This window comes from Thermus antranikianii DSM 12462, from assembly GCF_000423905.1.
GTDB classification, from domain to species: Bacteria; Deinococcota; Deinococci; order Deinococcales; family Thermaceae; genus Thermus; species Thermus antranikianii.
The window spans coordinates 61376-84189 of the sequence record NZ_AUIW01000011.1 but is presented as its reverse complement, the minus strand read 5'-3'; the positions used below and the strand labels follow the sequence as shown (position 1 = coordinate 84189).

Sequence of the window (22814 nt, the reverse complement as noted above, 5' to 3'; positions counted from 1 at the left end):
AGGGCCTGGCGGAAGGCCTCCCGGAGTTCTGGGGGGAGCAAGGGGGGCTGGCCTGGGTTTTGGTGGCGGAGGTCGGCCATGGGCTTGCCTTGGTTGTAGCGGTGGAGGGTGTCCCGGACCCAGCGGGTGGAGTAGCCCAGGGTTTGGGCGACTTTTGGGATGGGGTGGCCGGTGGCGAGGAGCCAGAGGGCGTGCCAGCGGGAGCGTTCTATGGGGTCTTGGCTTTCCCGGTACAGGGCGTGAAGGTTATCCGGGTGATGCTGCAGCTTGAGTTGCAGCCGGGGGCGGCGTTGGTGTTTGGCGAGGTCCATGGCCCCATTCTACGGGAGAGGACTAGGGGGATTTCTTATCACCAGGTCGATGCGGTTAGGGGCATAGCCTAGCTGGACCACTCCGGGGCTGGCGAGGTCGGCAGGGGTAAGGCCCAGATCGTCGCCGCCGAAGAAGGTCCGGATGGCAGCAAGGACCTTTTCCGCCTCTTTAGCGTCCACCCAGAGGTCCAGGTCCTTGGTGAAACGGGGTCGTCCCAAAAAGGCCAGGGCATACCCGCCGATGACCAAAAACCTGGCCCCGGCCCCATGAAGGGCGCGGAGAAAGTCCAGCATTTCCTGGGTCACCGCACGTTCTCCTTAAGCCAGTCCAGGTAGGGCCCGTGCCCCTCGGCGATGGGCAGGGCGATGATCTCGGGCACGGTGTAGGGGTGGAGGGAGAGAACCCGCTCCCTAAGCCGGGGGAAGGCGAAGGTGGTGGTTTTGACGATGAGGAGGACCTCCCGGTCCTCCACCACCTCCCCCTGCCAGCGGTAGACGGAGGTGAGGCCCGGCACCAGGTTCACGCAGGCGGCCAGGCCCTCCTCCACCAGGGTGCGGGCCAGGGTGCGGCCCACCTCCTCGCTGGGGGCGGTGATCAGGACCACCTCCTCCATCACTGCTCCTCCTCCACGGCGAAGGCGCTCACCACCTCGTCGTCCTCGGGGAGGTTCATCACCTTGACCCCGGCGGTGTCCCGGGAGTACTGGCGGATATCGGCCACGGGGGTGCGGATGGCCAGGCCCTTCTTGGAAAGGACCAGGAGGTCCTCCGTGCCCCGCACCTTGAGGAGGGCGGCCAGGCGGCCCACCTTGGTGGAAACCTTATAGGTGATCACCCCCATTCCCCCCCGGCCCTGCAGGGGGTACTCGGCGAGAGGGGTGCGCTTGCCGTAGCCCCGGGTGCTCACCGCCAGGAGGTCCACCATCTCTCCGGGTTTCACCGTTAAGAGGGAGACCACCCGGTCGCCCGGCTTCTTGAAGCGGATCCCCGTCACCCCCTGGCTGTCCCGGCCCGTGGCCCTCACCTCCTCCAGGGCGAAGCGGATGGCCTGCCCCTCCTCCGTGGCCAGGATGGCCTCGTCCTCGGGGTCGGAAAGGGCCACCCCGATCAGGCGATCCCCTTCCAGGAGGCGGATGGCGATGAGCCCCGCCGCCCCCAGGTTCTGGTACTCCCTTAAGGCGGTGCGCTTCACCAGGCCCCGTTCCGTGGCGAAGACCAGGTAGCCTTCCCCATCCAGGCCCCTTACGGAAAGCAGGGCGGCCACCTCCTCCTCCTCGGCCAGGGGAAGGAGGGTCTTCACGTGCACCCCCCGGGCCTGGCGGCCCATCTCCGGTAGCTCGTAGACCTTCAGGCGGTAGACCCGGCCCCGGTTGGTGAAGAGGAGGAGGTCCTCATGGGCCTGGGCCACGAAGACCTGGATGGCCTCGTCCTCCTCCTTGGTCTTGCCGGCGATCAGCCCCTTTCCCCCCCGCCCCTGGGCCCGGTAGCTCTCCAGGGGAAGGCGCTTTAGGAAGCCCTGGGCGGTGAGGGTGATGACCATGGGTTCGTCCTCTATGAGGTCCTCGGGGTTGAAGCTTTCCTCGAACTCGGTGATCACCGTGCGCCGGGCATCCCCGTACTTCTCCTTGACCCTAAGGAGGTCCTTCTTGACCTCGGCCCAAAGCCGCTCCTCCTCCTCGAGGATGGCCTTAAGCCGAGCGATCTCCTCCATGAGCTCCCGGTACTCCTCTAAGAGCTTTTCCCGTTCCAGGGCCACCAGGCGTTGCAAGCGCATGTCCAGGATGGCCTGGGCCTGGATGTCGCTGAGGCCAAAGCGCTCCATGAGCCCTGTTCGGGCTTCCCCCGCATCCTGGGAGGCCCGGATCAAGGCGATGACCTCGTCGATGTGGTCCAGGGCGATGAGGAGGCCCTCCAGAACATGGGCCCGCTCCTCGGCCTTCTTGAGGTCAAAGAGGCTTCGCCGGCGCACCACCTCCTTGCGGTGGTCCAGGTAGTGACGCATGAGGGAAAGGAGGGAGAGGACCTTGGGCTCCCCGTTCACGATGGCCAGGAGGTTCACCGTGAAGGAGGTCTGCAAGGCGGTGTGCTTGTAAAGCTGGTTCAGGACCACCTGGGGGCTCGCTCCCCGCTTGAGCTCTATGGCGATGCGCAGGCCCTGGCGGTCGGACTCGTCCCTCAGGGCCACGATGTCCTCGATCTTCTTAGCCTTGACCAGGGCGGCGATCTGGGCGATGAGGCTCGCCTTGTTGACCTGGTAGGGGATTTCCGTGACCACCAACATGGGCCTTTGGCCCTTCTCCTCGATGCGTACCTTGGCGCGTACCTTGAGGCTTCCCCGTCCCGTGGCGTAGGCCTCCTGGATGCCTTTCCGGGAGAGCTTCCCCCCGGTGGGGAAGTCGGGGCCGGGGAGGTAGCGCATGACCTCCTCGAGGGTGATCCCGGGGTTGTCGATCATGGCCACCAGGGCGTCCACCACCTCGGAGAGGTTGTGGGGAGGAAGGCTGGTGGCCATGCCCACGGCGATGCCGCTCGCCCCGTTCACCAAGAGGTTGGGGATGGCGGAGGGGAGGACCTCGGGCTCCTTAAGGGAGCCATCGTAGTTGGGGCGGAAGTCCACGGTCTCCTTGTCGATGTCCAGAAGCATCTCCGCCCCCAGGGGGGAGAGCCTGGCCTCGGTGTAACGCTGGGCCGCCGGGGGGTCCCCGTCCAAGGAGCCGAAGTTCCCTTGGCCATCCACCAGGGGATAGCGCAGGTTCCAGGGCTGGGCCAGACGGGCCAGGGCGTCGTAGATGGCGGCGTCCCCGTGGGGGTGGTACTTGCCCATAACCTCGCCCACGATCTTGGCGCTTTTCACGTGCTTCCGGCCCGGGAGCACCCCCTCCTGGTAGGCGCCGAAGAGGATCCGCCTCTGGACCGGTTTGAGCCCGTCCCGCACGTCGGGCAGGGCCCGGTCCACGATGACGGACATGGCGTAGTTGATGAAGCTTTGTTTAAGTTCTTCTGTGATTTCTACAGGGAAGACCGTTTCAGGCATACTCTTCCTCTCAGGCCAAAGCCCTTTTTCAGTATATCAGGTGAGCCGGCCTTGAGAACCGGGCACCCGAACCGAGGAGGTTTTCTAAGGATGGCCCACCTCGAGGACCTCCGCCAGGTAGACCAGGGCCAGCTTGTAGGAGAGCACCCCAAATCCGGAGATCATGCCCCGGCAGGCTCCCGCGGTGACCGAGTGCTGGCGGAAGGGTTCGCGGGCGTGGAGGTTGGAGAGGTGCACCTCCACCACGGGGAGGGGCTGGGCCCGTATGGCGTCCAGAAGGGCGTAGGAGTAGTGGGTGAGGGCCCCGGGGTTAAGCACGATGGCCAAAAACCCTTCGCGGTGGGCTTGCTGTACCCATTCGATCAGCTGGCCCTCGTAGTTGCTCTGGCGGAAGGCCACCCCCAGGCCCAGCTCCGCACCCCAGGCCTCGCAGAGGGCTTCCAGCTCCTCGAGGGTGGTGCGCCCGTACACCTCGGGTTCCCGCTGGCCCAGAAGGTTCAGGTTGGGTCCGTTTAGGATCAGCACCATATAGGCTCCTTTGCCCATAGGATAAGCCCATGCGCGGGTTCTTGGCCCGGGGGGTCCTCGGGCCTTTGGCCTTGGCCCAGGCTAGCCCCTTAGGGGCTGCCCTGTGGTCCACCGGGGCCTCCGGGGAGACCCCCTATTCCCGTTGCCCGCCGCTAGGGCACCACGGTGGAGGAGGGGGCCCATCTGAAGGGCCTTAAGGATCCCAAGCCGCATACGGGCCGGGTGGGTACCCCGGGTGCCCCTAGGGTGGTGGGGGCCTGCCCAAAGGGGGTCCTTGACCCTTTCCCACTTCCTAAAGCCCTGAGGCTGGGCGCGTTGCCGTGGGTTTTGCCCCCTTCTTCCAGGGCCTCCCCCTACCCTAGCCGCATGAGGGAGAGGACCTCCACGTGGTGGGTGAAGGGGAAGAAGTCGTAGGGCCGGGCGAAGGCCAGTTGGTAGCCGCCCCTCACCAGCTCTCCCACGTCCCTGGCCCAGGTGGCGGGGTCGCAGGCCACGTAGAGGACCTCCTTGGGCCGGGACTCCAAAAGGTAGGCCCTTACCTCCGGGGAAAGGCCGCTGCGGGGCGGGTCCAGGACCACGAGGTCAAAGCGGCCGAGGTTCCTGGCCTCCTTGGCGTCCCCCCGGTGGAAGCGCACGTTTTCTATGCCAAGCCGCCTCCTATCCGCCTCTCCCCGGCGCACGGCCTCCTTGCTGATCTCCACCGCCACCACCTCCTGGAAACGGGGGGCCAGGAGAAGGGAGAAAAGGCCGCTTCCCGCATAGAGCTCCAGGGCCCGTTGCCCGCCGGAAACCAGGTTCAGGGCCTCCTCCAGGAGTTCCCCCATGGCCAAGGGGTTCACCTGGCTGAAGCTTTCCACGCTCACGGTGGCGGTGAGGGGGCCGAACCGCTCCAGCAGGGTTCTTTCCCCGTGAAGGGGCTGGACCCTTCCCCGGAAGCGGCCCTTGGGGGAGGGTTCGGCCCAGACCACCCCGGCGAACCCCTCCCGCACCAGGGCCTTGGCGGGGCGCTTGAGGTTTTCCGGGTTTCCCCCGATGAGGCCGAGGAGCACCCGGCCCTCGAGGAGGCTTCCCCTTAAGGCCACCTCCTCCACGGGTAGGGGCCAGGTCTTGAGAAGGGAGAAGGCCCAGGCTAGGGGCTCGGCCAAGAGGGGGTCCTCCTCCAGCCGGAAAAGCTCCTGGGTTTCCGGGAGGCGGTAGGCCAGGCCCCCCAGGGGATGGCGGGCGTACTGGGCGGCGGTACGGTAGCCCAGGGGCCTGGGGGAGGGGTGGATGGGGGCCAGGGAAAAGGAAAGCCTGGCGATGCGCATAAGGGCGTCCTGCACCAGGCCTTCCTTCAGGGGAAGCTGGCTTTCGTAGGCCAGGGGCAGGTCGGCGGAAGGGGGGAGGGGGTGGGGGTAGCGGTCGGGGCGGGGGGTGAGCACCTCCACCTCTTCCAGGAAAAGGGTTCCCTTGCGGCGCACGGGTTTTCCCCGCACCACCTCCCCCGGCAGGGCCCCCTTGATGAGGACGGCTCCTTCCTCGGTGCGGGCGAGGCCGTAACCTCCCGGCACCAGCTTCTCCACGGCGAGAACCTTCACCCTTTCACCCTACACCAAGCCCGTCAGCGCTAAGATGAAGGGGTGATTCGGGTACTGTTAGCGGACGACCATGCCCTCTTCCGCCAGGGGCTGAAAAGCCTTTTGGAGGCGGAAGGGGATTTCCGGGTGGTGGGCGAGGCCAAGGACGGTTGGGAGGCGTTAAGGCATGCCCTCGAGGCCAGGCCGGATGTCATCCTCATGGACATCCAGATGCCGAGCCTGGATGGGGTACAGGCCACCCAGGCCATCCTCAAGGAGTGGCCCGAGGCCAAGGTGATCATCCTTACCATGTACCGCCAGGATGCCTACGTTTTTGAGGCGGTGAAGGCAGGGGCCAGGGGCTACCTCCTCAAGGATACCGACGCCAGCGAACTCATCGGGGCCATCCGCCGGGTGCACGCCGGGGAGGTACTCCTGGATGCCGAGCTGGCCGGGCGGATCATCCAGGACTTCCGGGCCAAGAAGGAGTCCAGCCTTCCCCTCCATGCGGAGCTTTCCGAGAGGGAGATCCAAATCCTCAAGCTGGTGGCCCAGGGCTACACCAACCTGGAGATCGCCGCGGAGCTTCAGCTTTCCGAGAAGACCGTGCGCAACCGCCTCTCCGAGATCTTCCAGAAACTCCACCTGAACAACCGCACCCAGGCGGCCCTTTACGCCATACGGGAGGGGCTGGCCGGGCCCGAGCCCCAGGAGTAGTGGACCCGGTGCGGCTTCTTCTGGAGCTCTCCCCCCTGGCGGGAGAGGGGCTGCGGGGAGACTTCGTGGCCGCCCACCTGCCCAGGGCCCGAAGGGATGGCCTGGGCAACGTGTGGGCGGGGGAGGGGCCGGTGCTCCTCCTCGCCCATCTGGACACGGTGTTGCCGCCAAAGCCCCTGAGGCGGGTGGGGGAGAGGCTCTATGGCCCGGGGGTGGGGGACAACTCCAGCGGGGTGGCCGTCCTCCTCTCCCTTCCCGAGATGCCCGGGGTGGTGCGGGGCTTCACCGTGGGGGAGGAGGGTCTGGGGAACCTCAAGGGGGCCCGGGCCCTGGTGGAAACCCTGGCTCCTGAGGTGGTGGTGGCGGTGGATGGGTACCTGCCGGGGGTGGTGGACCGGGCTTTGGGCTCGGTCCGTTTCCGGGTCACCTTTCTGGGCCGGGGCGGCCACGCCTGGGGGGACAGGGGGACCCCCAATCCCGTGTTTGCCCTGGCGGAGGGGCTTTCCCGGCTGCACACCCTGTTTAAGGAGGTGGGGGGTGAGGCCAGCCTGAACGCCAGCGGCCTTCGGGGGGGCGAGGCGGTCAACGCCATTCCCAAGGAGGCCTCGGCCTTGCTGGAGATCCGCGCTTTGGAGGAGGAGGCGCTTCGCACCCTCTACCACAAGGCCCAGGAGGTTCTGGAGGAGGCGGCCCAACTCCATGGGGTGGAGGTTTCCCTGGAGGTCCTGGGAAGGAGGCCTGCGGGGAGCACCGCCACGCCCAGGCTCCTCCAGGCTGCGGAGGTGGCGCTGGCCAAGATCGGGGAAAGGCCCCAGTTCCAGCCGGGTTCCACCGATGCCAGCGCCGCCATCGAACGGGGTATCCCCGCCTTGGCCCTGGGGGTGTACCGGGGGGGTGGGGCCCACACCCCGGAGGAATGGGTGCTTCCCCAAAGCCTTTGGGAGGGACGGGAGGTGCTTCTGGCTTTTTTAAAGGCCCTTGGCGTAGGATAGGGCGTATGCGCGTGGGTGTCCTGAGGGGCTTCCTGTCCCGGCGATACCTGGGCTTTTGGGAAGCGTATTTAAAGGCCTTGGGGGTGGAGGCAGTGCGGGTAGAGGTGCCGCCTGCCCGCCACCAGCCCTACTGCCTGCCGGTGCAGGAGCTTTTGGCCCAGGTGGAGGCCCTGAAGGCCCAAGGGGTAGATTACCTGCTCCTTCCCGACCTCCAAGGGGGGGTGGAGTCGGAAAAGGGCGGGGGGCAGTGCCCGTGGCTTTTGGACCTCGAGGCCACCCTTCTCCGCTACTTTCCGGGGCTTCCCCCGGTGCTCAAGGTGCCTGCCGAGCTTTCCGAAAGGGTCCTGGGCCGGGCAGCGGAGGTGGGCCACCTCCTCACCCAGAACCCCATGCTGGTGGAACGGGCCCTGGACCGGGTGCGGGGGCTTTTAAAACCCCTTCCTCCCCTCAAGACCCCCCTGGGGAGCGTGGGGGTGGTGGCCCAGCCCTACCTCCTCGAGGACGAGTCCTTCCGGAGGGCGGTGGAGGAGGCCTTGTCCCGGGAGGGGCTCATCCCCTACTTCCCCGACCTGCCCCCGGAGAAGCTCAGGGAGGAGGGGAATAGGCTCCTCCCCATGGACCTTCCCACCGACCGGGAACTGGTGGGCATGGTCCACTACCTCCACCGCTTGGGCCGGGTGAGGGGCCTTCTCCTGGTGGTCTCTTACGCTTGCCCCCCTATCCCCGGGCTCCTGAGGCGGGCGGCGCGAAGGCTTTCCAAACCCTACCGCCTCCTCACCCTGGGGGAGGATTGGACCGCGGCCCTGAAGGCCCTGAAGGAGGAGATGGGGGCCTAGGTGCCCTTGCGTTAAGCCCCTTGATGGGTGCTGCGAACCGTCCCCATCAGGCCGGCCGTGAGGCGGGGTAGGGGCTTGGTGCCCTTGGATGCTCTGGCCTTCGTCCTAGCCTGTTTCTACCCAGTCCCGGTTGATACCACCTCATGCGGGCTTGGGTCCGCATGGGTGCTTCGGTAGACAGTTTCTGCGAGGTTTTTGGAGCATAGAAGCTTAGGAATCCAAAGCATGACCTGGGACTGACAATTCTTGGCTAACTTAGGACCGGAGGTGAGAGGATGAGGCGAAGGGAGTTGCTGAAGGGAGCAGTGCTCGCGGGGGCCTTGGCCGCTTTGCCACGAGGGGTTACGCAAGGAGCGCCCCAGAACCGTCCTGTCCTGGGCAGGCGGTATCGCAACCTTATTGTTTTCGTTTACGATGGTTTTTCCTGGGAGGACTATGCCATTGCTCAGGCCTACTCCCGGAGGCGCCTTGGCCGGACCCTGCACCTGGAGAAGCTTTTGGCTCGGTATCCCAATGGGCAAATCAACACCCACAGTCTGACCAGTTATGTCACCGAGTCCAGTGCTGCAGGGAACGCTTTCTCCTGTGGGGTTAAGACGGTAAACGGAGGTTTGGCTATCCATGCGGATGGGACCCCCTTGAAGCCCATCTTCGCCGCCGCTAAAGAGGTGGGGAAGGCTGTGGGCCTGGTGACCACCACCACTGTGACCCATGCCACTCCTGCCAGTTTTGTAGTGTCCAATCCCGACCGCAACGCCGAGGCCAGAATCGCCGAGCAATACTTGGAGTTTGGCGCGGAGGTCTACCTGGGGGGAGGGAACCGCTTTTTCCAGGCGCGCTCGCGTCCGGATGGAAAGGACCTCTACGAGGCTTTTTCCCAGAAAGGGTACGGGGTGGTCCGCTCCGCTGAGGAACTTGCCCGGAGCAACGCTTCCCGGATCATCGGTATTTTTTCTGAAAGTCATCTACCCTACGAGATAGACCGTAGATTTCAAGGGGTTGGGGTGCCCAGCTTGAAGGAGATGGTCCAGGCGGCCTTGCCCCGGTTGGCTGCCTACCGGCAGGGGTTTGTCCTGCAGGTGGAGGCTGGGCGCATTGATCACGCCAACCACATCAATGACCCTGGGGCTACCCTATGGGACGTTTTGGCCGCCGACGAGACCTTAGAGCTCCTTACCACCTTCGTGGATCAGCACCCCGACACCCTGCTCCTTGTGGTTTCCGACCACGCTACTGGGCCTGGTGTCCTTTACGGGGCTGGCCGGAGCTATCTGGAGAGCTCAATAGGCCTGGACCTTCTTGCGGCACAGCGGGCGAGCTTGGAGTGGATGCGCCGGGTGCTGGGAGAGCGGCCGGAGGCGGACCAGGTCAGGGAGGCCTACCGGGCCCTGAAGGGGGTGGCCCTCGAGGAGGCGGAGGTGCAGATGGTCATCGAGGCGCTAACCAGGAAGGTGTACCGCCCAGACGCGGTGCGCTACGGTATACAGCCGGATAACACCCTTTCCTGGGCCATGGTGCAGCGCAACCCCTCGAGGCCCGACCGGCCCAACATCGGCTTTGGCTCGGGCCAGCACACGGCAAGCCCGGTGATGTTGCTCCTTTACGGTCAAGGCCTCCGAGGTCTGAGCCTGGGGCTTTTGGACAACACCCAGGTCTTCGGCCTCATGGGAGAGGCCCTGGGCCTGCGCTACCAGAACCCCACCATGTCCGAGGAGGAGGCCTTGGAGCTCCTTAAGGCCAGGCCCCAAGGGGTGCTCCACCCCAGCGAGGTTTGGGCCTAGGCCCCGGGATAGGGGGGAAGGTGCACCTTGGCGCGAAATCCAGCTCCTGCTTCCAGGTGCACGCTTCCCCCCTGAGCTCGGGCTAGGGTTTGCACCAATCGCAGGCCTAGACCCGTACCGGGATTGGGATGGCTGGGTGCATTCTCCACGGTAAGTTGGTTCCCGTGCACCCTGACCGTGACCTTGCCCCCACGGGCGGTGTGCTGAAGGGCGTTTTCCAGGAGGGTCACCACCATTGCCTGGAGCGCGGCGGGATGGGCCAGGACCCGGCAAGGCTCTTCTGGAAGGTCCAGCTCCAGGGTAAGCCCTTGCTTCTGGAAAACGGTGGAGGGCAGGGTTGGCATGAGGCGGCGGTCCTCCCACCCCTGCCGGGGGCTCCTTATCCCCGCCTTCAAGACCAAAATGGGCCTCTTCGGGTCAAAAGGGATGCGAGGGGTTGATGACCTGGCTTCTAGGTTTTCACGCAGCTTTCACACAAACTGGTCTTTCACACAGTTTTCACACGCGCCGGTAAGGTGGATCTTGAGGGAAGCGGTGAACCCTCGAGCCCAAGACGGGCGCCAGGGGCCGAGGGGGAGCGAGTGGCGCGACCGGCCCTCTGCACAAGGAGGTGCAGAACATGAGGAAGCTTATCGGCCTTGGGATCCTATCGGTCCTCTTCTCGGGCCTCGCCCTGGCCCAGACCAACACGGACAGCCACACGGTCACGGTGAAGGTCCCTTCCGTCCTCCAGCTCAGCCTAGACGCCACGGACTACCTGTTTGACTTCACCGACGCCACCCTCCAGGGCACGGAGACCACCACCGTGGGCAATACCGCCTACACCAAGGCCTCTAGGGCGGCCTACCTCAACTTCCTGGAGGCAGGCTCCACCCAGGACTTCGCCCCCACGTCCGTTGCGGGGACGAACGGGGCGGAGTACGGCACCGTCACCGTCAAGACCAACCGGGCCCAGTGGACGGTGAAGGTGGACAGCATCGGGGGCACCCTCAGCCTGGGCAACAACCGGGTGAAGGTCTTCGCCGAGAAGCTCTCCGGGAAAGGGGCCTCGTCAACTCCCTCGCCCACCCCAATCGCTCAGGGCCTCTCCCTCTTCGGTGCCTCCACGGGAGGCCAGGGCAAGTCGGTGTACAAGCTCTACTATCTCTTCACCATGAACATCAACGACGACATCCCTCTCGGTGGCCTGAACGAAAGCATCACCCTCAACCTCCTCCTCACCTCGCCCTGAGGAAGGGGAGCCGGGGAGGGGGCGAAGGCCCCTTCCCCTTTCTTTAGATGGGACCATGAAACGCCTCGCCCTTGGCCTAAACGCCCTCTTCTTGGCCCTCCTCCCCCTCGCCCTGGCCCAGGCCGACCTCGCCCTCTCCCCGGCGAGGCTGGAGTTCGCCCTTCCCTTTGGGGGAAGCGCCGAAGAGCGGGTGGTCCTCAAGAACGGCCTCCTCCGGGAGGAGGCCCTCCAGGTCCGCCTCCTTCCCTTCGCCTTGGATCCCAGGGGGAACGTGGTGGAAAGCCCCAAGCGGAACCTCTGCCCCCACCTCGAGGTGGCCCCCACCGCCCTTGTCCTCCCGCCCGGGGGGAGCGCCGAGGTCCGGGTCCGGGTGAAGGCCCCCCAAGGAGAGGGCACCCTCGCCTGCCTGGTGGTGTTCTCCACGAGCCCAAGGCCCCTGGAGAGGGGAGGGGTGCGGCTTTCCGTCCGCCCCGAACTCGGCCTCGCCGTCTACCTGACCCTCCGGGGCACGGAGCGCCCGGCCTTCCGGGCGAAGGTGGGGGGAGCGGGGGAGAGCCTTCCCCTCCTCCTGGAGAACCCGGGGAACGTCCTAGAGAGGGTCTCGGGGGAAGCCCGGGTCTTTGACGGGGAGGGCAGGGAGGTGGCGAGGCTTCCCCTGGAGGCGGTCCCCGTCTTCCCGGGCGGATACCGGGAGCTTTTCCTGAGGCCCGACCCTCCCCTCCCTAGGGGGCGCTACCGGGTGGCCCTGATCCTGGAGGGCGCCTACGGGCGGTACGCGGCGGAGGGAACATGGGACGTGCCCTAGCCCTCCTCCTTCTCCTCGGGTTCTCCCGGGCCTGGGCCCAGACCGCCTCCTGCGACGCCACCGACCTCCTCTTTGACTTCTCCGCTTCCGGCCCCCTCCAGACCCTCACCGTGGGGGGGCAGAGCTACTACGTGGCGAACCTCGCCTCCTACCTCCTCCTTTTGGAGGGCGTCTCCTCCATGCGCTTCCTGCCCACGCAGGTGGTGGGCGGGTCAGGGGGGCGGGTGGCCTGCACCCTCACCACTCCGAATAGAGGCGGGGGCGGGGGGGCCCTCTGCGGGGCGGGCACCACCCGGTGCTTCCGGGTAAGCGGCGTGACCGGAAGCCTCCCCGTGCCCGGGGACTGGCAAGGACGCCTCTATGTGTTCGTCCAGGTGGTCTCAGGGAGTGCCACGAACCACGTCCCTACCCCCACCCTCCTCTCCGCCGTGCCCGATGGGCGGGGCCTCGCCAGCGTGGCCCGCAACACCACGGCGCTCCTCTGGGTCTACTACTTCCTGGAGCTTTCCCCAACCGACGCCTTCCCTTCCCTTCCCGCCCAGGGGGTCCTCACCCTGACCTATAGCCTGGAGAGCGACTGATGGGGAGAGAGGCTTTTTTGAGGCTTGCTTCCGCCCTCTTCCCCCTCCTCGCCCTGGCCCTGGGGGCGAGGCCCGGCGAGGTGGTGGTCCTCCCCTTCCCGGGCCTCCCCCCGGGGCCTTTGGAGGGGGCCTCCGACCTCCCCCTCCTCCTCGCCCCCCAAGCCTCGGACGGGGGAGTGGTCCTGGTGGCGGTGGAGGTGCCCCCTCGCTTCCCCCCTGGGACCTACCGGGTGTGCCTCCGGGTCGCTTCGGAGAAGACTTTCTGCAAAGAGGTGACCGTGGAGGCCCTGGCCAGGCTTAGGGCCCAGGTGCCCGGGGAGGTGGCGGGAAGGAGCCTGCGCCTCGCCCTCAAGAACGAGGGAAACCTGTCCCTAAGGGTACAGCTCGCCCCCGCCGAGGGGAGCGAGGTGGCCTTCTCTCCCCTCGCCCTCTCCCTTCCCCCCGGGGAGGAGAGGCAAGCGGAGATTCCCCTATCGGGCTTCGGCCTCCTCCGCCTGGGCCTCTTCTGGGAGGGAAGGAAGGAGGTCTACCTGGTCCGGGTGCGCCCCGAGGGAGGGAGGCCCCTTCCCTACACCCTTTCGGGCCTTCTGGAGGGGGAGTACGCTTCCGGGGCACCCCCCTCCCTCCGGCTCGCCCTGGAGGGAGGCCTCTCCCGGGAGGTACGCCTCGCCCTCGCCCTGGAGGGACCCCATCCCTCCGTCAGGGTGGGGGTGGGCGCAGGAAACCTTTCCTTTGGGTTTAGGGCAACGGGAGGGCGGGGAATAGAGGAGGCCCGGCTTGGCCTTCGGGAAGGCCCCTGGGAGGGGACCCTGGGCTACCCGCCCGCCTTGGAAGTGGGGTACTCGGGAGAGGCCCTCTACCGCTTCCGCCTCTCCCTTGAGGCCTTGAGCGTGGGCTTGGCCGACGGCACCTGGGCCTTCTCCGGCACCCTCCCCTTGGCCAAACCTGAGGGGGTTTCCCTGCGGCTGGAGCGCTACGGCGACCCCCGCCTTTACGCCCGGTGGGAAGGCGGGGCCTACCTGGGGTTCGCCACAAAGGGGTGGGAAGGGGAAGGGGGGTTCTCCCCTTCGGGCCCCACCTTCCGCCTGGGGTACGCGGGATCGGAGGGGGGCTTCACCTACGCCCTCCGGGTGGGCTACGGGGGAGGACCCACCCTGGGCCTCCAGGCGGGGTACACGCGCCCTCCCTTTTCCCTCAGGGGTCGGCTGGAGTTCGGCTCCGCCGTTGCCTTCGGCCTGGGGGTGGGCTACCTCGAGGCCCCCCTGGCCCTGGGCCTGGACCTCTCCTCCTCGGGGCTTTTGGGCTTCCTGGAGTGGCGGGAAGCCCCCTACGCCCTGAGGCTCGAGGGGAGAGGGGACGGGAGGGGGCTCTGATTCGGGCTCTTTGGGAGCTACGCCTTCCGCTTCCCCGTGCCCGAGGAGGTCACCCTCGCCCTCGGGGGGTACGAGGAGGTGCCCTTGGAAGGCCGGGTGGAGCTCTTGGGGAAGCCCGTGAGGGGGGCGAGGGTAGAGGGGGGCCTCGCCCCTGTGGAAACGGACGAAAACGGGCGGTTTCGCCTCTACGCGCCGAGGGCTGGGGCCCGCCTCAAGGCCCTTCCCCCCGAGGGGCTTCTCGCCCTTCCCACCGAGGTCTCTTGGAAACCGGGCGACCCCCCTCCCGTCCTCGCCCTAAGACCCGCCTCCGTCCTTCGCCTCCGGTGCGAGGGCGGGGGGCGGGGAGCCCACCTGGTGGGGGAGGTGGGGGCCTTCGTGCCCTGTGGCGGCGAGGCCTTCCTCTTCCCGGGGACCTACCGCCTCCTCCCCGAGGCGCTCCCGGGCTTCCGGGCAGGGGAAGAGGAAGTGGCCCTGGAGCCTTTGGGCCGAAAGGAGGTTCTCCTCGCTTTCACCCCTATCCCCACCGTGCCTCTATCCGAGGCGCGGCCCCTGAGGGTGGAGTGGCCCCTCGAGGTGGCCCCAGGGGAGGTGGCCCAGGTGCGGGTGCGCCTGGAGGGGGGTTCTCCTGGGGAAGTTTCCCTCTCCCTGCCCGTCCTGGGGGAAAGGCGGGAGGGAGACGACCTCGTCCTCCTCTTCCAGGTGCCCTGGGAGGCCCGGGAAAGGCTGGAGGTGGTCCTAAGGGCAAAAGGAGGGGAGAGCCGGGTCCTCCTCCCCCTGAACCCGGGAAAGGAACTCCTCTCGGTGCGGCTGGACCCCCCTCGAGCCTCCCTGGGGGAGAGGGTTCGGGTGCGGGTGGAGACCCTGTTCCCCGCGGAGGAGGTCCACCTCGTCTTGCCCACCGGGGCCCTTCCTCTTAGGCGTGAAGGGGAAGGCCCCCCGTGGGTCTTTGTGGGGACCTTCCGGGTGGAGGAGGCCCTTTTCAGGGGGGCAGAGCGCTTTACCGGATCGCTTGCGGCGCTTTCCCTTCAGGTAAAAGCCCGGCAGGGGGAGGTGGAGCGGGGGAAGGAGGTGCGGCTTCTTTTGCGCTAGGCCCTTCCTTCTGGTCCGCGCCCTGGGGGGCTGCGGCCCCACCCCAGTCGCCTCCGCCCCCTCTATCGGGAAAGCAAAGGCCCTGGGGAGCGCCCCCGCTGGCAGGAGCCGGCCACTCCCTGCCTGGGGTGGCCCCGATTCCTGGAAGCTATGTGGGGGCACTTAGTTTGCGGGGCGGGGCTAGGGTAGACTGGGAGGCATGACCGAGCGGTCAGCCCTCCGCCGCCTCCTGCCCTACCTGGCCCCCTACCGGGGGCCGTACCTCCTCGGGGTGGGGGCAGGCCTCCTTTCCATCGGTTTTTTCGTCCTGGGGCCCTACTTTCTCCGCCTGGCCGTGGACGCCCTCGGCCGCGGCGGGCCCTACGGGCACTACGCCCTCGGCCTTCTCCTCGCGGCCGGGGCCTCTGGCCTCCTCTCCTACCTCATGCGCCGCCTCTCCGTGGTGGCGAGCCGCCAGGTGGAGTACGACCTGAGGCGGGACCTCTTCCACCACCTCCTCCGCCTGGACCGGGGCTTCTACCAGGGGACGCGGGTGGGGGACTTGATGAACCGCCTGAACACCGACCTTTCTGCGGTGCGGGAGATGGTGGGCCCGGGGGTCATGATGGGCAGCCGCCTCTCCTTTTTGGTCCTCTTGGCCTTCGGCTCCATGTATGCGGTGAACGCCCGCCTGGCCTTCTACCTTACCCTGATCCTGCCCGCCATCGGCCTCTTCATGTTCTACCTCCTGAGGCTCGTGGACCGCCGCTACCGGGAGGCCCAGGAGGCCTTTGACCGGATCAGCACCCTGGCCCAGGAGGCCTTTAGCGGCATCCGGGTGGTGAAGGGGTATGCCCTGGAAGGGCGCATGCTATCCCGTTTCCAGGAGCTGAACCGCATCTACATGGGTAAGAGCCTGGCCCTGGCCAAGGTGGAGGGGCCCATGCAGGCCCTTCTGGGCTTTCTCATGGGGTTTGCCTTCCTCACCGTCCTCTGGGTGGGCGGGGGGATGGTGGTCCGGGGGGAGATGAGCGTGGGCCAGCTGGTGCAGTTCAACGCCTATTTGGCCCAGCTCACCTGGCCCATTCTGGGCCTCGGCTGGGTGATGGCCATGTACCAGCGGGGTTTTACCAGCTTGAAAAGGCTTTTGGAGCTTCTGGACCGGGAGCCCGCCGTTCGCGACGAGGATCCCCTGCCCCTTTCCGTGGCCGATCTTTCCGGGGAGGTGCGCCTCGAGGGGGTGGGCCTTTGGCGGGATGGGCGCTGGCTTCTTAAGGACCTCACCCTCACCGTCCCCGAGGGCATGACCCTGGGGATCACCGGGCGCACGGGCTCGGGGAAAAGCCTCCTTGCCGCCCTCGTACCCCGTCTTATGGACCCCACGGAGGGACGGGTTTACGTGGGGGGGTATGAGGCGCGGAGGATCCCCCTGGCCACCCTGCGCCAGGCGGTGGGGGTGGTTCCCCAGGAGCCCTTCCTATTTAGCGAAACCATTCTGGAAAATATCGCTTTCGGCCTGGAAACCCTGGATCGGGAGCGGGTGGAGTGGGCGGCGAGGCTTGCCGGCATCCACGAGGAGATCCTCGCTTTTCCCAAGGGGTACGAGACCGTGCTGGGGGAGCGGGGGGTGACGCTATCGGGTGGCCAGCGGCAGCGGGTGGCCCTGGCCCGGGCCTTGGCCAAGGGGCCCAAGATCCTCATCCTGGACGATGCCCTAAGCGCCGTGGACACGGAAACCGAGGCCAGGATCCTTCAGGGCTTGAAAGGCGTCCTGGGCCGCCAGACCACCTTCCTCATCTCCCACCGCACCGCCACCCTGCGCCATGCGGACTGGATCATCGTTCTGGACGAAGGAAGGATCGTGGAGGAGGGCACCCATGAAAGCCTCCTCGAGGCCGGGGGCCTCTATGCCGAGCTGGATCGCATCCAGCGCATGGAGGTGGAAGGGGAGGTGGAGGGATGAGCCAGGATGCCTCCCATAGGGAGCAGGAGGACGCCTACACCAAGGCCTTTGACCGGGTCCTCTTCGCCCGCATCCTCCAGTACGTGAGGCCCTACCGGGCCCAGGTGGCCTTGGCCCTTCTCTTCCTCCTCCTCACCACCCTCACCGCCGCCCTCACCCCCCTCTTCTTCAAGTGGGCCATCGACGGGGCCCTGGTTCCCAAGGAGGCCAAGCCCCTGGCGGAGCGCTTTACCCTTCTCCTTTGGGTGAGCCTGGGTTTCCTCCTGGTGCGGGGGGTTAACTTCGCCGCCACCTACGGCCAGACCTACCTGATCCAGTGGGTGGGGCAAAGGGTGCTCTTCGACTTAAGGAGCGCCCTCTTCGGCAAGCTCATGCGCCTCCACCCGGGCTTTTACGACAAAAACCCCGTGGGCCGCCTCATGACCCGCATCACCTCCGACGTGGACGCCATCAACCAGTTCATCACCGGGGGGCTCGTGGGGGTCATCGCCGACTTCTTTACCATCCTGGGCCTCTTGGCCTTCATGATGGTCTTAAGCCCCAAGCTCACCCTGGTGGTCCTCCTGGTGGTGCCCGTGCTCCTCTGGGTCACCGCCTGGGTGCGGAACGGCATGCGCACCGCTTACCGGGAGATGCGCCTGCGCCTGGCCCGCTTGAACGCCGCCCTGCAGGAAAACCTTTCCGGGGTGGAAACCATCCAGCTTTTCGTGAAGGAAAGGGAACGGGAGGAGAAGTTTGACCGCCTGAGCCGGGACCTCCTTAGGGCCTGGGTGGAGATCGTGCGCTGGTTTGCCCTCTTCTTTCCCGTGGTGGGGTTCCTGGGGGATCTGGCGGTGGCGGGCCTCCTCTTCTACGGCGGGGGTGAGGTGGTGCGAGGGGTGGCCACCCTGGGGCTTCTGGTGGCCTTTGTGGACTACACCCGCCAGCTTTTCCAGCCCCTGCAGGACCTTTCGGATAAGTTCAACCTCTTCCAGGGAGCCATGGCCAGCGCCGAGCGCATCTTCGGGGTTTTGGACACGGTGGAGGAGCTCAAGGACCCGGAAAACCCCAAGCCCATCGCCCGCTTCCGGGGGGAGGTGGAGTTTCAGGAGGTTTGGCTGGCCTATACCCCCAAGGGCGTGGAGCCCACGGACAAGGACTGGGTGCTCAAGGGGGTTTCCTTCCGCATCGCCAGGGGAGAGAAGGTGGCCCTGGTGGGGGCCACGGGGGCGGGCAAGACCAGCGTGGTGAGCCTCATCGCCCGCTTCTACGACCCCCAAAGGGGCCGGGTGCTCATCGATGGGGAGGATGTGCGGAACTACCGCCAGGAGGACCTAAGGCGGCACGTGGGGATCGTGCTCCAGGATCCCTTCCTCTTCTCGGGCACCATTCTGGACAACCTGCGCCTTTTTGACGAGACCATCCCCGAGGAGAAGGTGGTGGAGGTGGCCCGGTTTTTGGGGGTGCACGAGGCCATTTTGCGCCTGCCCCAGGGCTACCACACCCGGGTGGGGGAGAGGGGGGCAGGGCTTTCCACAGGGGAGAAGCAGCTTCTGGCCTTGGTCCGGGCCCTTCTGGCCAATCCGGATATCCTCCTCATCCTGGATGAGGCCACGGCCAACGTGGATTCGGAAACGGAAAGGCGTCTGCAGGAGGCCCTCTACAGGGCCATGGAGGGAAGGACCTCCATCGTCATCGCCCACCGCCTTTCCACCATCCGCCGGGTGGACCGCATCCTGGTCTTCAGAAGAGGGCGCCTGGTGGAGGAGGGTACCCACGAGGAGCTTCTCCAGAAAGGGGGCTACTATGCCACCCTATACCGGCTCCAGTACGCGGAGGGCTAGGCCATGACCTACCGGGAGGCCACGGGGTGGCTCTTCGCCCAGCGCCGCCAGGGAGAGCGGGGCCTAAGCCGGATTAGGATCCTCCTGGAACGCCTCGGGCACCCGGAGGAGGCTTTTCAGGCGGTGCACGTCCTGGGCACCAACGGAAAGGGAAGCGTGGTGGCCTACCTGGAGGCGGCCTTCCGCGCCGCGGGGCTTCCCTATGGAGCCTATACCAGCCCCCACCTCCTGGACTTCCGGGAGAGGATCCGCACCCACCAAGGGTTGATCCTCGAGGAGGAGGTGGTGGGGTTCGTGGCGTGGGCCAGGGGGGAGGCCTGGCCCGAGCCCCCGGGGTTTTTTGATTTGGCCACCGCCTTGGCCTTTCAGCATTTCCAAAAGCGGGGCGTGGCCTTGGCGGCGGTGGAGGCGGGGGTGGGGGGGGAGAAGGATGCCACCAACATCCTTCCCCGGGTGGCCCTCACCGTGCTCACCAACGTGGGAGAGGACCACCTGGAGGCCCTGGGGGGGAGCCTGGAGGCCGTGGCCCGGGAAAAGGCAGGAGCCTTCCGCAAAGGGGTGCCGGTGGTCACCGGGGCCAGGGGGGTAGGCCTGGAGGTGGTGCGGGAGATGGCCCGCACCCGGGGAAGCCCCCTTTACCTTCTGGACCCCCTGGACCCTCTTTTTGCCCTGCCTGCGCCACCGGCCCTAAAGGGGGCCTTCCAGGAGGAAAACGCCCGGCTGGCGGCAGCGGCCTTGAGGCTTCTCGGATTCCCCGAGGAGGCCATTGCCCAAGGGCTTCGGGAGGCGAGGCATCCAGGCCGGCTGGAGCGCTTCCTTTTGGAGGGGGTGGAGGTGTACCTGGATGGAGCCCACAATCCCCCGGCAGCCCTGGCCCTTAGCCGGGAGTTTTCCGCCTACCACCTGGTCTTTGGGGCCTTTCCCCGGAAGGACGTGAAGGGGGTTCTGGCCCACCTCCTTCCCAAGGCCAGAAGCGTCCGCTACACCCGGGCGGGGGAGGGGGCCTTGGGAAGGGAGCTTGGGGAACCCTTTTTTGAGGATCCCTGGGAGGCCTTGGAGGAAGCCGTTAAGGCGGCGCAAGGGGATGGCGTTCCCGTTTTGGCCACGGGTTCCTTGTACCTGGTGGGCGCCTTAAGGGCTAGGCTACTCCCGCGCTTCGGCCAGGACCCGCCCTGAAGGGTCGGCGAAGACCACGCGGCTCACCCGTTCCAGCTCCAGGACCAGGTACGGGCTGGTGAGGGCCTGGGTGACGATGGCCCCGGGCCGTGGGCTTTGCAGGTTCAGGATGACCCGGGCGGTTCCGCCCGCATAGGTAACCCCGATCACCTCGAGGCCATACCCCCCGGTGGGCTTTAAGCCCCAGAAAAAGGCGGCCACGCTCCTCGTGCGGAAGTCCACGCTAGGAGCGGGTGGGCGGGGGATGCGGTTCGCCACCACCAGGTTCCAGACCTCGGCGAAACGGGTGGGGTTGTTGGCCAGAAAGGCCTTGGGCTCGGTTTCCTGGTAAGCGGCATTGGCCCCGCGTTCCAGGATGCGGTAGGCGGGCGGGGGTGGGGTCACCACCTCCACTCTAAGCCCGTACTGTACCTGCAGGGCCCCCACCCGGTAACCATCGGGAATGGGGTCAAGGGCCAGGGGCCTTAAGACGGGTTCGGAAAGCTCGAAGACCACCACCTGCCTTCCCCCCCGCCGGGCCAGGATCTCCCTGAGGAGAACCTGGGTCTCCGCCCCGGTAAAGGCGTAGAGGTCCGGGGTCTGGTACTGGGCGGGCTGGATCAGGCTCCGGTTTTCCCCTTCCCTCAGGCTCCCCGTAAGCCGGACCCAGCCCACCCCGTCGTAAAACCAGGTGGCGCGGAGGTTGGCCTGGGCCCGGACCTCGAGGAGGCTTCCCTGGATTCCCCGCACCGCCTCAGCCAGGGGGCGGAGGGCGGGCCCCACCTCCCTGAGTACTGGCCTCCCTCCCACCCAAAGGCCTCCCGGCACCGCCCAGAGGCTTTCCCCACCTCCTTTTTCCAGGCGGAGGACCTGGGTGCCGAGCCGGACCTCCCGGGGCTCCCCGTAGAAGTAGGTCCAGCGCTCCGTGGCCTCGGGGAAGAGGAGCTGGGCCTCGGCCACCCGGTAGCCCGTGCCTTCCAAAAGCTCGCAGGCGCTAAGGAGGGGCAAAAAGAGGAGAAGGAGAAGGAGAAGGCCTTTCCCCATGGTCCCATGATACCCCTTTGGGGCTTGCCACCTTCTTAAGGCCGCCTTTAGCCTTTAGCGGCTTCTCGGGTCCAGGGCGTCCCTGAGAGCGTCCCCTAACAGGTTGAAGGCTAGGACTAGCCCTACGATGGCTAACCCCGGAAAGGTGGCCACATGGGGGGCCACAGCCAGGTACTCCCTTCCCCGGGCCAGCATCAGTCCCCACTCGGGTTCAGGGGGCCTAGCACCGAGGCCCAAAAAGCCCAGCCCGGCGGCGAAGAGGATGGCGATGGCCATTTGTAGGCTGGACTGGATCAGGATGGGGCCTAAGGCGTTGGGGAGGATATGGCGGAGGAGGATGCGTGTGTCGCTGGCTCCCAGTGCCCTGGCCGCTTCCACATAGTCCAGGGCCTTGAGGGAGAGAACCACTCCCCGGATCAGGCGCGCGTAGATAGGAACCGCGGCGATACCTACTGCGATCATGGCGTTGCCCAGCCCTGGTCCCAGGATGGCCACCAGGACGATGGCCAGGAGAATTCCAGGGAAGGCCAGCATCACGTCTACCAGCCGTTGGACCAGAAGGTCTACCCGCCCCCCCAGGTAGGCGGAGAGGGCTCCTAGGGGCACGCCCAGGAGCAGGCCGATCCCTACGGCCACCAGGCCGATGGTAAGGGAGATGGGTATCCCGTAGAGGATGCGGGAGAAGAGGTCCCGTCCCTGCTCGTCGGTACCGAGGAGGTAGAAACGGACAGGGCCTTCCACCCCAAAGAGGTGGAGGTTTCCGGAAAAACCCAACCAGCGCCACTCTTCTCCCCTGACCAGAAGGCGCAGGGGGTACTTTTCCTGCCAGTTTACCTGAATTCCTTCTAGGGGGTGACGGTAAACGGGGCTTACGTATAGCCCCAGCTCCCCCTTGGGTCCTCTAAGGCTTATCCCTGCCAGAGGGGGCACGTAGGTGGAACGGAGATCCTGGGTGTAGGGAGAGTAGGGGGCGAGGAAGGGGGCAAGGAGGGCTCCCAAGAGGTAAAGGCTTAGGAGGAGAAGCCCAGCCTGGGCTAGACGGCTCCTCTTAAAGCGTCGCCAGGGTCTAGTCATAGCGCACCCGTGGGTCGATCCAGGCGTAAAGCAGGTCCACCAGTAGGTTTACCAGGATGAAGGTGGTGGCCACGAGAAGCACGGCTCCCTGCACCACAGGGTAGTCCCGGGCAAGGATGGAGCCCACCAAAAGCTGTCCAAGGCCCGGCCAGGCGAAGATGGTTTCCGTGATCACCGCTCCTGCCAAGAGGCTTCCGAACTCTAGCCCGGCCACGGTGACCACGGGAATTAAGGCGTTGCGTAGCGCATGCTTAAAGATGACCACCCGTTCGGCCAGGCCCTTGGCCCGGGCGGTGCGGATGTAGTCCTGGGAGAGGACCTCGAGGAGGGCTCCCCGGGTCATGCGGGCCAGGAGGGCGGTGGCGTTCACTCCCAGGGTAATGGCGGGAAGGACCAGGTGGGCCAAGGTGCCTTTCCCCGCCACGGGAAACCAGCCCAGCTCCACGGAGAAGATGAGGATGGCCAGGAGGCCGAACCAGAAGACGGGCATGGAGACCCCGATGAGGGCCAGGATCATGACCCCGAGGTCCAACCCGCTTCCCGGTCTGAGGGCAGCCAGGATGCCCAGGGGAATGCCGGTGAGAAGGGCCACCAGGATGGCGGCGCTAGCCAGCTCCACCGTGTTGGGGAAGTAGGTTTGGAGCTCTTCAAGGACGGGCCGGCGGCTTCGGGCGGATTCCCCAAGGTCCCCTCGGAGGAGGGCTTCCAGGTAAATGAGGAACTGTTCGGGAAGCGGGCGGTCCAGGCCATAACGGGCCCGGATTGCCTCCAGGGTTTCAGGGGTGGCGAACTCCCCTGCCAAGAGCACCGCTGGGTCCCCTGGGGCCAGGCGCACCATGAGGAAGACCAGAAGAACCACTCCGAAGAGGGTAGGGATAGCAATGAGAAGGCGCCTTAGGGCGTAGGTTACCATTTCGCCTCAATAAGGCCCCGTGGGGAGGG

General features: G+C 66.5%; 21 protein-coding genes and 1 pseudogene. 12 read left to right on the top strand and 10 right to left on the bottom strand.

The window, feature by feature from the left end; genetic code table 11:
- From G584_RS0108435 to G584_RS0108410, 6 genes and pseudogenes are all read right to left on the bottom strand, one after another.
- Window positions 1-311: helix-turn-helix domain-containing protein (locus G584_RS0108435; protein ID WP_028494240.1), on the bottom strand; the 311-nt coding region annotated here is incomplete at its 3' end.
- A 24-nt stretch (window positions 312-335) separates the two neighbouring features.
- Window positions 336-617: pseudogene (locus G584_RS12080) on the bottom strand (nucleotidyl transferase AbiEii/AbiGii toxin family protein); the annotation flags it as partial.
- Complete coding sequence (gene cutA, locus G584_RS0108425; RefSeq protein WP_015716405.1) at window positions 614-925, bottom strand: divalent-cation tolerance protein CutA; 312 nt, start codon at window positions 923-925, stop codon at window positions 614-616. The pseudogene G584_RS12080 and the gene cutA, both read right to left, overlap by 4 nt.
- The gene (gene gyrA, locus G584_RS0108420) at window positions 925-3345 is read right to left on the bottom strand and encodes a DNA gyrase subunit A (protein WP_028494239.1); all 2421 of its coding nucleotides are present in this window, start codon (window positions 3343-3345) and stop codon (window positions 925-927) included. The genes cutA and gyrA overlap by 1 nt, the downstream gene beginning before the upstream one ends.
- Before the next feature lie 84 nt (window positions 3346-3429).
- Window positions 3430-3873, bottom strand: coding sequence for a type II 3-dehydroquinate dehydratase (gene aroQ / locus G584_RS0108415; protein WP_028494238.1), 444 nt, complete (start codon window positions 3871-3873; stop codon window positions 3430-3432).
- A 353-nt stretch (window positions 3874-4226) separates the two neighbouring features.
- Window positions 4227-5450 (bottom strand): class I SAM-dependent RNA methyltransferase, encoded by a 1224-nt coding sequence (locus tag G584_RS0108410; RefSeq protein WP_028494237.1) that lies wholly within the window; start codon window positions 5448-5450, stop codon window positions 4227-4229.
- 42 nt (window positions 5451-5492) lie between these two features.
- Between G584_RS0108410 and G584_RS0108405 the strand changes: the two genes are divergently transcribed.
- The 4 genes from G584_RS0108405 (at window position 5493) to G584_RS0108390 (ending at window position 9755) form a co-directional block, all read left to right on the top strand.
- On the top strand, window positions 5493-6146 hold the full coding sequence (locus G584_RS0108405; protein ID WP_028494236.1) for a response regulator transcription factor: 654 nt from the start codon (window positions 5493-5495) through the stop codon (window positions 6144-6146).
- Window positions 6146-7138, top strand: coding sequence for a M20/M25/M40 family metallo-hydrolase (locus G584_RS0108400; protein WP_028494235.1), 993 nt, complete (start codon window positions 6146-6148; stop codon window positions 7136-7138). The genes G584_RS0108405 and G584_RS0108400 overlap by 1 nt, the downstream gene beginning before the upstream one ends.
- A gap of 5 nt (window positions 7139-7143) precedes the next feature.
- On the top strand, window positions 7144-7974 hold the full coding sequence (locus G584_RS0108395) for a hypothetical protein (RefSeq protein ID WP_028494234.1): 831 nt from the start codon (window positions 7144-7146) through the stop codon (window positions 7972-7974).
- A 275-nt stretch (window positions 7975-8249) separates the two neighbouring features.
- On the top strand, window positions 8250-9755 hold the full coding sequence (locus G584_RS0108390; protein WP_028494233.1) for an alkaline phosphatase: 1506 nt from the start codon (window positions 8250-8252) through the stop codon (window positions 9753-9755).
- Here G584_RS0108390 and G584_RS0108385 read toward each other — a convergent pair.
- Window positions 9752-10156, bottom strand: coding sequence for a sensor histidine kinase (locus G584_RS0108385; RefSeq protein ID WP_028494232.1), 405 nt, complete (start codon window positions 10154-10156; stop codon window positions 9752-9754). The genes G584_RS0108390 and G584_RS0108385 overlap by 4 nt on opposite strands.
- A 218-nt stretch (window positions 10157-10374) precedes the next feature.
- On the opposite strand from G584_RS0108385, the gene G584_RS0108380 reads away from it, so the two are divergent.
- From G584_RS0108380 to G584_RS0108345, 8 genes are all read left to right on the top strand, one after another.
- On the top strand, window positions 10375-10986 hold the full coding sequence (locus G584_RS0108380) for a hypothetical protein (RefSeq protein ID WP_028494231.1): 612 nt from the start codon (window positions 10375-10377) through the stop codon (window positions 10984-10986).
- Window positions 10987-11041: 55 nt separating this feature from the next.
- Window positions 11042-11791, top strand: coding sequence for a hypothetical protein (locus tag G584_RS0108375; RefSeq protein ID WP_028494230.1), 750 nt, complete (start codon window positions 11042-11044; stop codon window positions 11789-11791).
- Window positions 11776-12372 carry a hypothetical protein gene (locus tag G584_RS0108370; protein ID WP_028494229.1) on the top strand — a complete coding sequence of 199 codons (597 nt, stop codon included), beginning with the start codon at window positions 11776-11778 and terminating at the stop codon, window positions 12370-12372. Before G584_RS0108375 ends, G584_RS0108370 begins: the two co-directional genes overlap by 16 nt.
- Window positions 12373-12389: 17 nt before the next feature.
- Window positions 12390-13745, top strand: coding sequence for a hypothetical protein (locus G584_RS0108365; protein WP_157626404.1), 1356 nt, complete (start codon window positions 12390-12392; stop codon window positions 13743-13745).
- A 36-nt stretch (window positions 13746-13781) separates the two neighbouring features.
- Window positions 13782-14834: a S1 domain-containing protein gene (locus G584_RS0108360; protein WP_028494227.1), complete on the top strand. Its 1053-nt coding sequence runs from the start codon at window positions 13782-13784 to the stop codon at window positions 14832-14834.
- Window positions 14835-15033: 199 nt separating this feature from the next.
- Window positions 15034-16776, top strand: a complete 1743-nt coding sequence (locus tag G584_RS0108355) for an ABC transporter ATP-binding protein (protein ID WP_028494226.1) — start codon at window positions 15034-15036, stop codon at window positions 16774-16776.
- A complete protein-coding gene (locus tag G584_RS0108350) occupies window positions 16773-18599 on the top strand; it encodes an ABC transporter ATP-binding protein (protein ID WP_028494225.1) in 1827 nt (608 codons plus the stop codon). Before G584_RS0108355 ends, G584_RS0108350 begins: the two co-directional genes overlap by 4 nt.
- A gap of 3 nt (window positions 18600-18602) precedes the next feature.
- Window positions 18603-19775 carry a bifunctional folylpolyglutamate synthase/dihydrofolate synthase gene (locus G584_RS0108345; RefSeq protein WP_028494224.1) on the top strand — a complete coding sequence of 391 codons (1173 nt, stop codon included), beginning with the start codon at window positions 18603-18605 and terminating at the stop codon, window positions 19773-19775.
- On the opposite strand, the gene G584_RS0108340 is transcribed toward G584_RS0108345, so the two are convergent.
- Genes G584_RS0108340 through nikB form a run of 3 tightly spaced genes read right to left on the bottom strand, consistent with a single transcriptional unit; the run spans window position 19743 to window position 22785 of the window.
- The gene (locus tag G584_RS0108340; RefSeq protein ID WP_028494223.1) at window positions 19743-20798 is read right to left on the bottom strand and encodes a protease complex subunit PrcB family protein; all 1056 of its coding nucleotides are present in this window, start codon (window positions 20796-20798) and stop codon (window positions 19743-19745) included. The genes G584_RS0108345 and G584_RS0108340 overlap by 33 nt on opposite strands.
- Before the next feature lie 54 nt (window positions 20799-20852).
- Window positions 20853-21872: an ABC transporter permease gene (locus G584_RS0108335; RefSeq protein ID WP_028494222.1), complete on the bottom strand. Its 1020-nt coding sequence runs from the start codon at window positions 21870-21872 to the stop codon at window positions 20853-20855.
- Complete coding sequence (gene nikB, locus G584_RS0108330; RefSeq protein ID WP_028494221.1) at window positions 21865-22785, bottom strand: nickel ABC transporter permease; 921 nt, start codon at window positions 22783-22785, stop codon at window positions 21865-21867. Before nikB ends, G584_RS0108335 begins: the two co-directional genes overlap by 8 nt.
- Between the last annotated feature and the right edge of the window lie 29 nt (window positions 22786-22814).

What these genes read in the sequence shown, in the direction of transcription:
- cutA (WP_015716405.1), bottom strand. Translation starts at nt 925, where the DNA reads ATGGAGGAGGTGGTCCTGATCACCGCCCCCAGCGAGGAGGTGGGCCGC.
- gyrA (WP_028494239.1), bottom strand. Translation starts at nt 3,345, where the DNA reads ATGCCTGAAACGGTCTTCCCTGTAGAAATCACAGAAGAACTTAAACAA.
- aroQ (WP_028494238.1), bottom strand. Translation starts at nt 3,873, where the DNA reads ATGGTGCTGATCCTAAACGGACCCAACCTGAACCTTCTGGGCCAGCGG.
- G584_RS0108395 (WP_028494234.1), top strand. Translation starts at nt 7,144, where the DNA reads ATGCGCGTGGGTGTCCTGAGGGGCTTCCTGTCCCGGCGATACCTGGGC.
- G584_RS0108390 (WP_028494233.1), top strand. Translation starts at nt 8,250, where the DNA reads ATGAGGCGAAGGGAGTTGCTGAAGGGAGCAGTGCTCGCGGGGGCCTTG.
- G584_RS0108380 (WP_028494231.1), top strand. Translation starts at nt 10,375, where the DNA reads ATGAGGAAGCTTATCGGCCTTGGGATCCTATCGGTCCTCTTCTCGGGC.
- G584_RS0108375 (WP_028494230.1), top strand. Translation starts at nt 11,042, where the DNA reads ATGAAACGCCTCGCCCTTGGCCTAAACGCCCTCTTCTTGGCCCTCCTC.
- G584_RS0108370 (WP_028494229.1), top strand. Translation starts at nt 11,776, where the DNA reads ATGGGACGTGCCCTAGCCCTCCTCCTTCTCCTCGGGTTCTCCCGGGCC.
- G584_RS0108355 (WP_028494226.1), top strand. Translation starts at nt 15,034, where the DNA reads ATGACCGAGCGGTCAGCCCTCCGCCGCCTCCTGCCCTACCTGGCCCCC.
- G584_RS0108350 (WP_028494225.1), top strand. Translation starts at nt 16,773, where the DNA reads ATGAGCCAGGATGCCTCCCATAGGGAGCAGGAGGACGCCTACACCAAG.
- G584_RS0108345 (WP_028494224.1), top strand. Translation starts at nt 18,603, where the DNA reads ATGACCTACCGGGAGGCCACGGGGTGGCTCTTCGCCCAGCGCCGCCAG.
- G584_RS0108340 (WP_028494223.1), bottom strand. Translation starts at nt 20,798, where the DNA reads ATGGGGAAAGGCCTTCTCCTTCTCCTTCTCCTCTTTTTGCCCCTCCTT.
- G584_RS0108335 (WP_028494222.1), bottom strand. Translation starts at nt 21,872, where the DNA reads ATGACTAGACCCTGGCGACGCTTTAAGAGGAGCCGTCTAGCCCAGGCT.
- nikB (WP_028494221.1), bottom strand. Translation starts at nt 22,785, where the DNA reads ATGGTAACCTACGCCCTAAGGCGCCTTCTCATTGCTATCCCTACCCTC.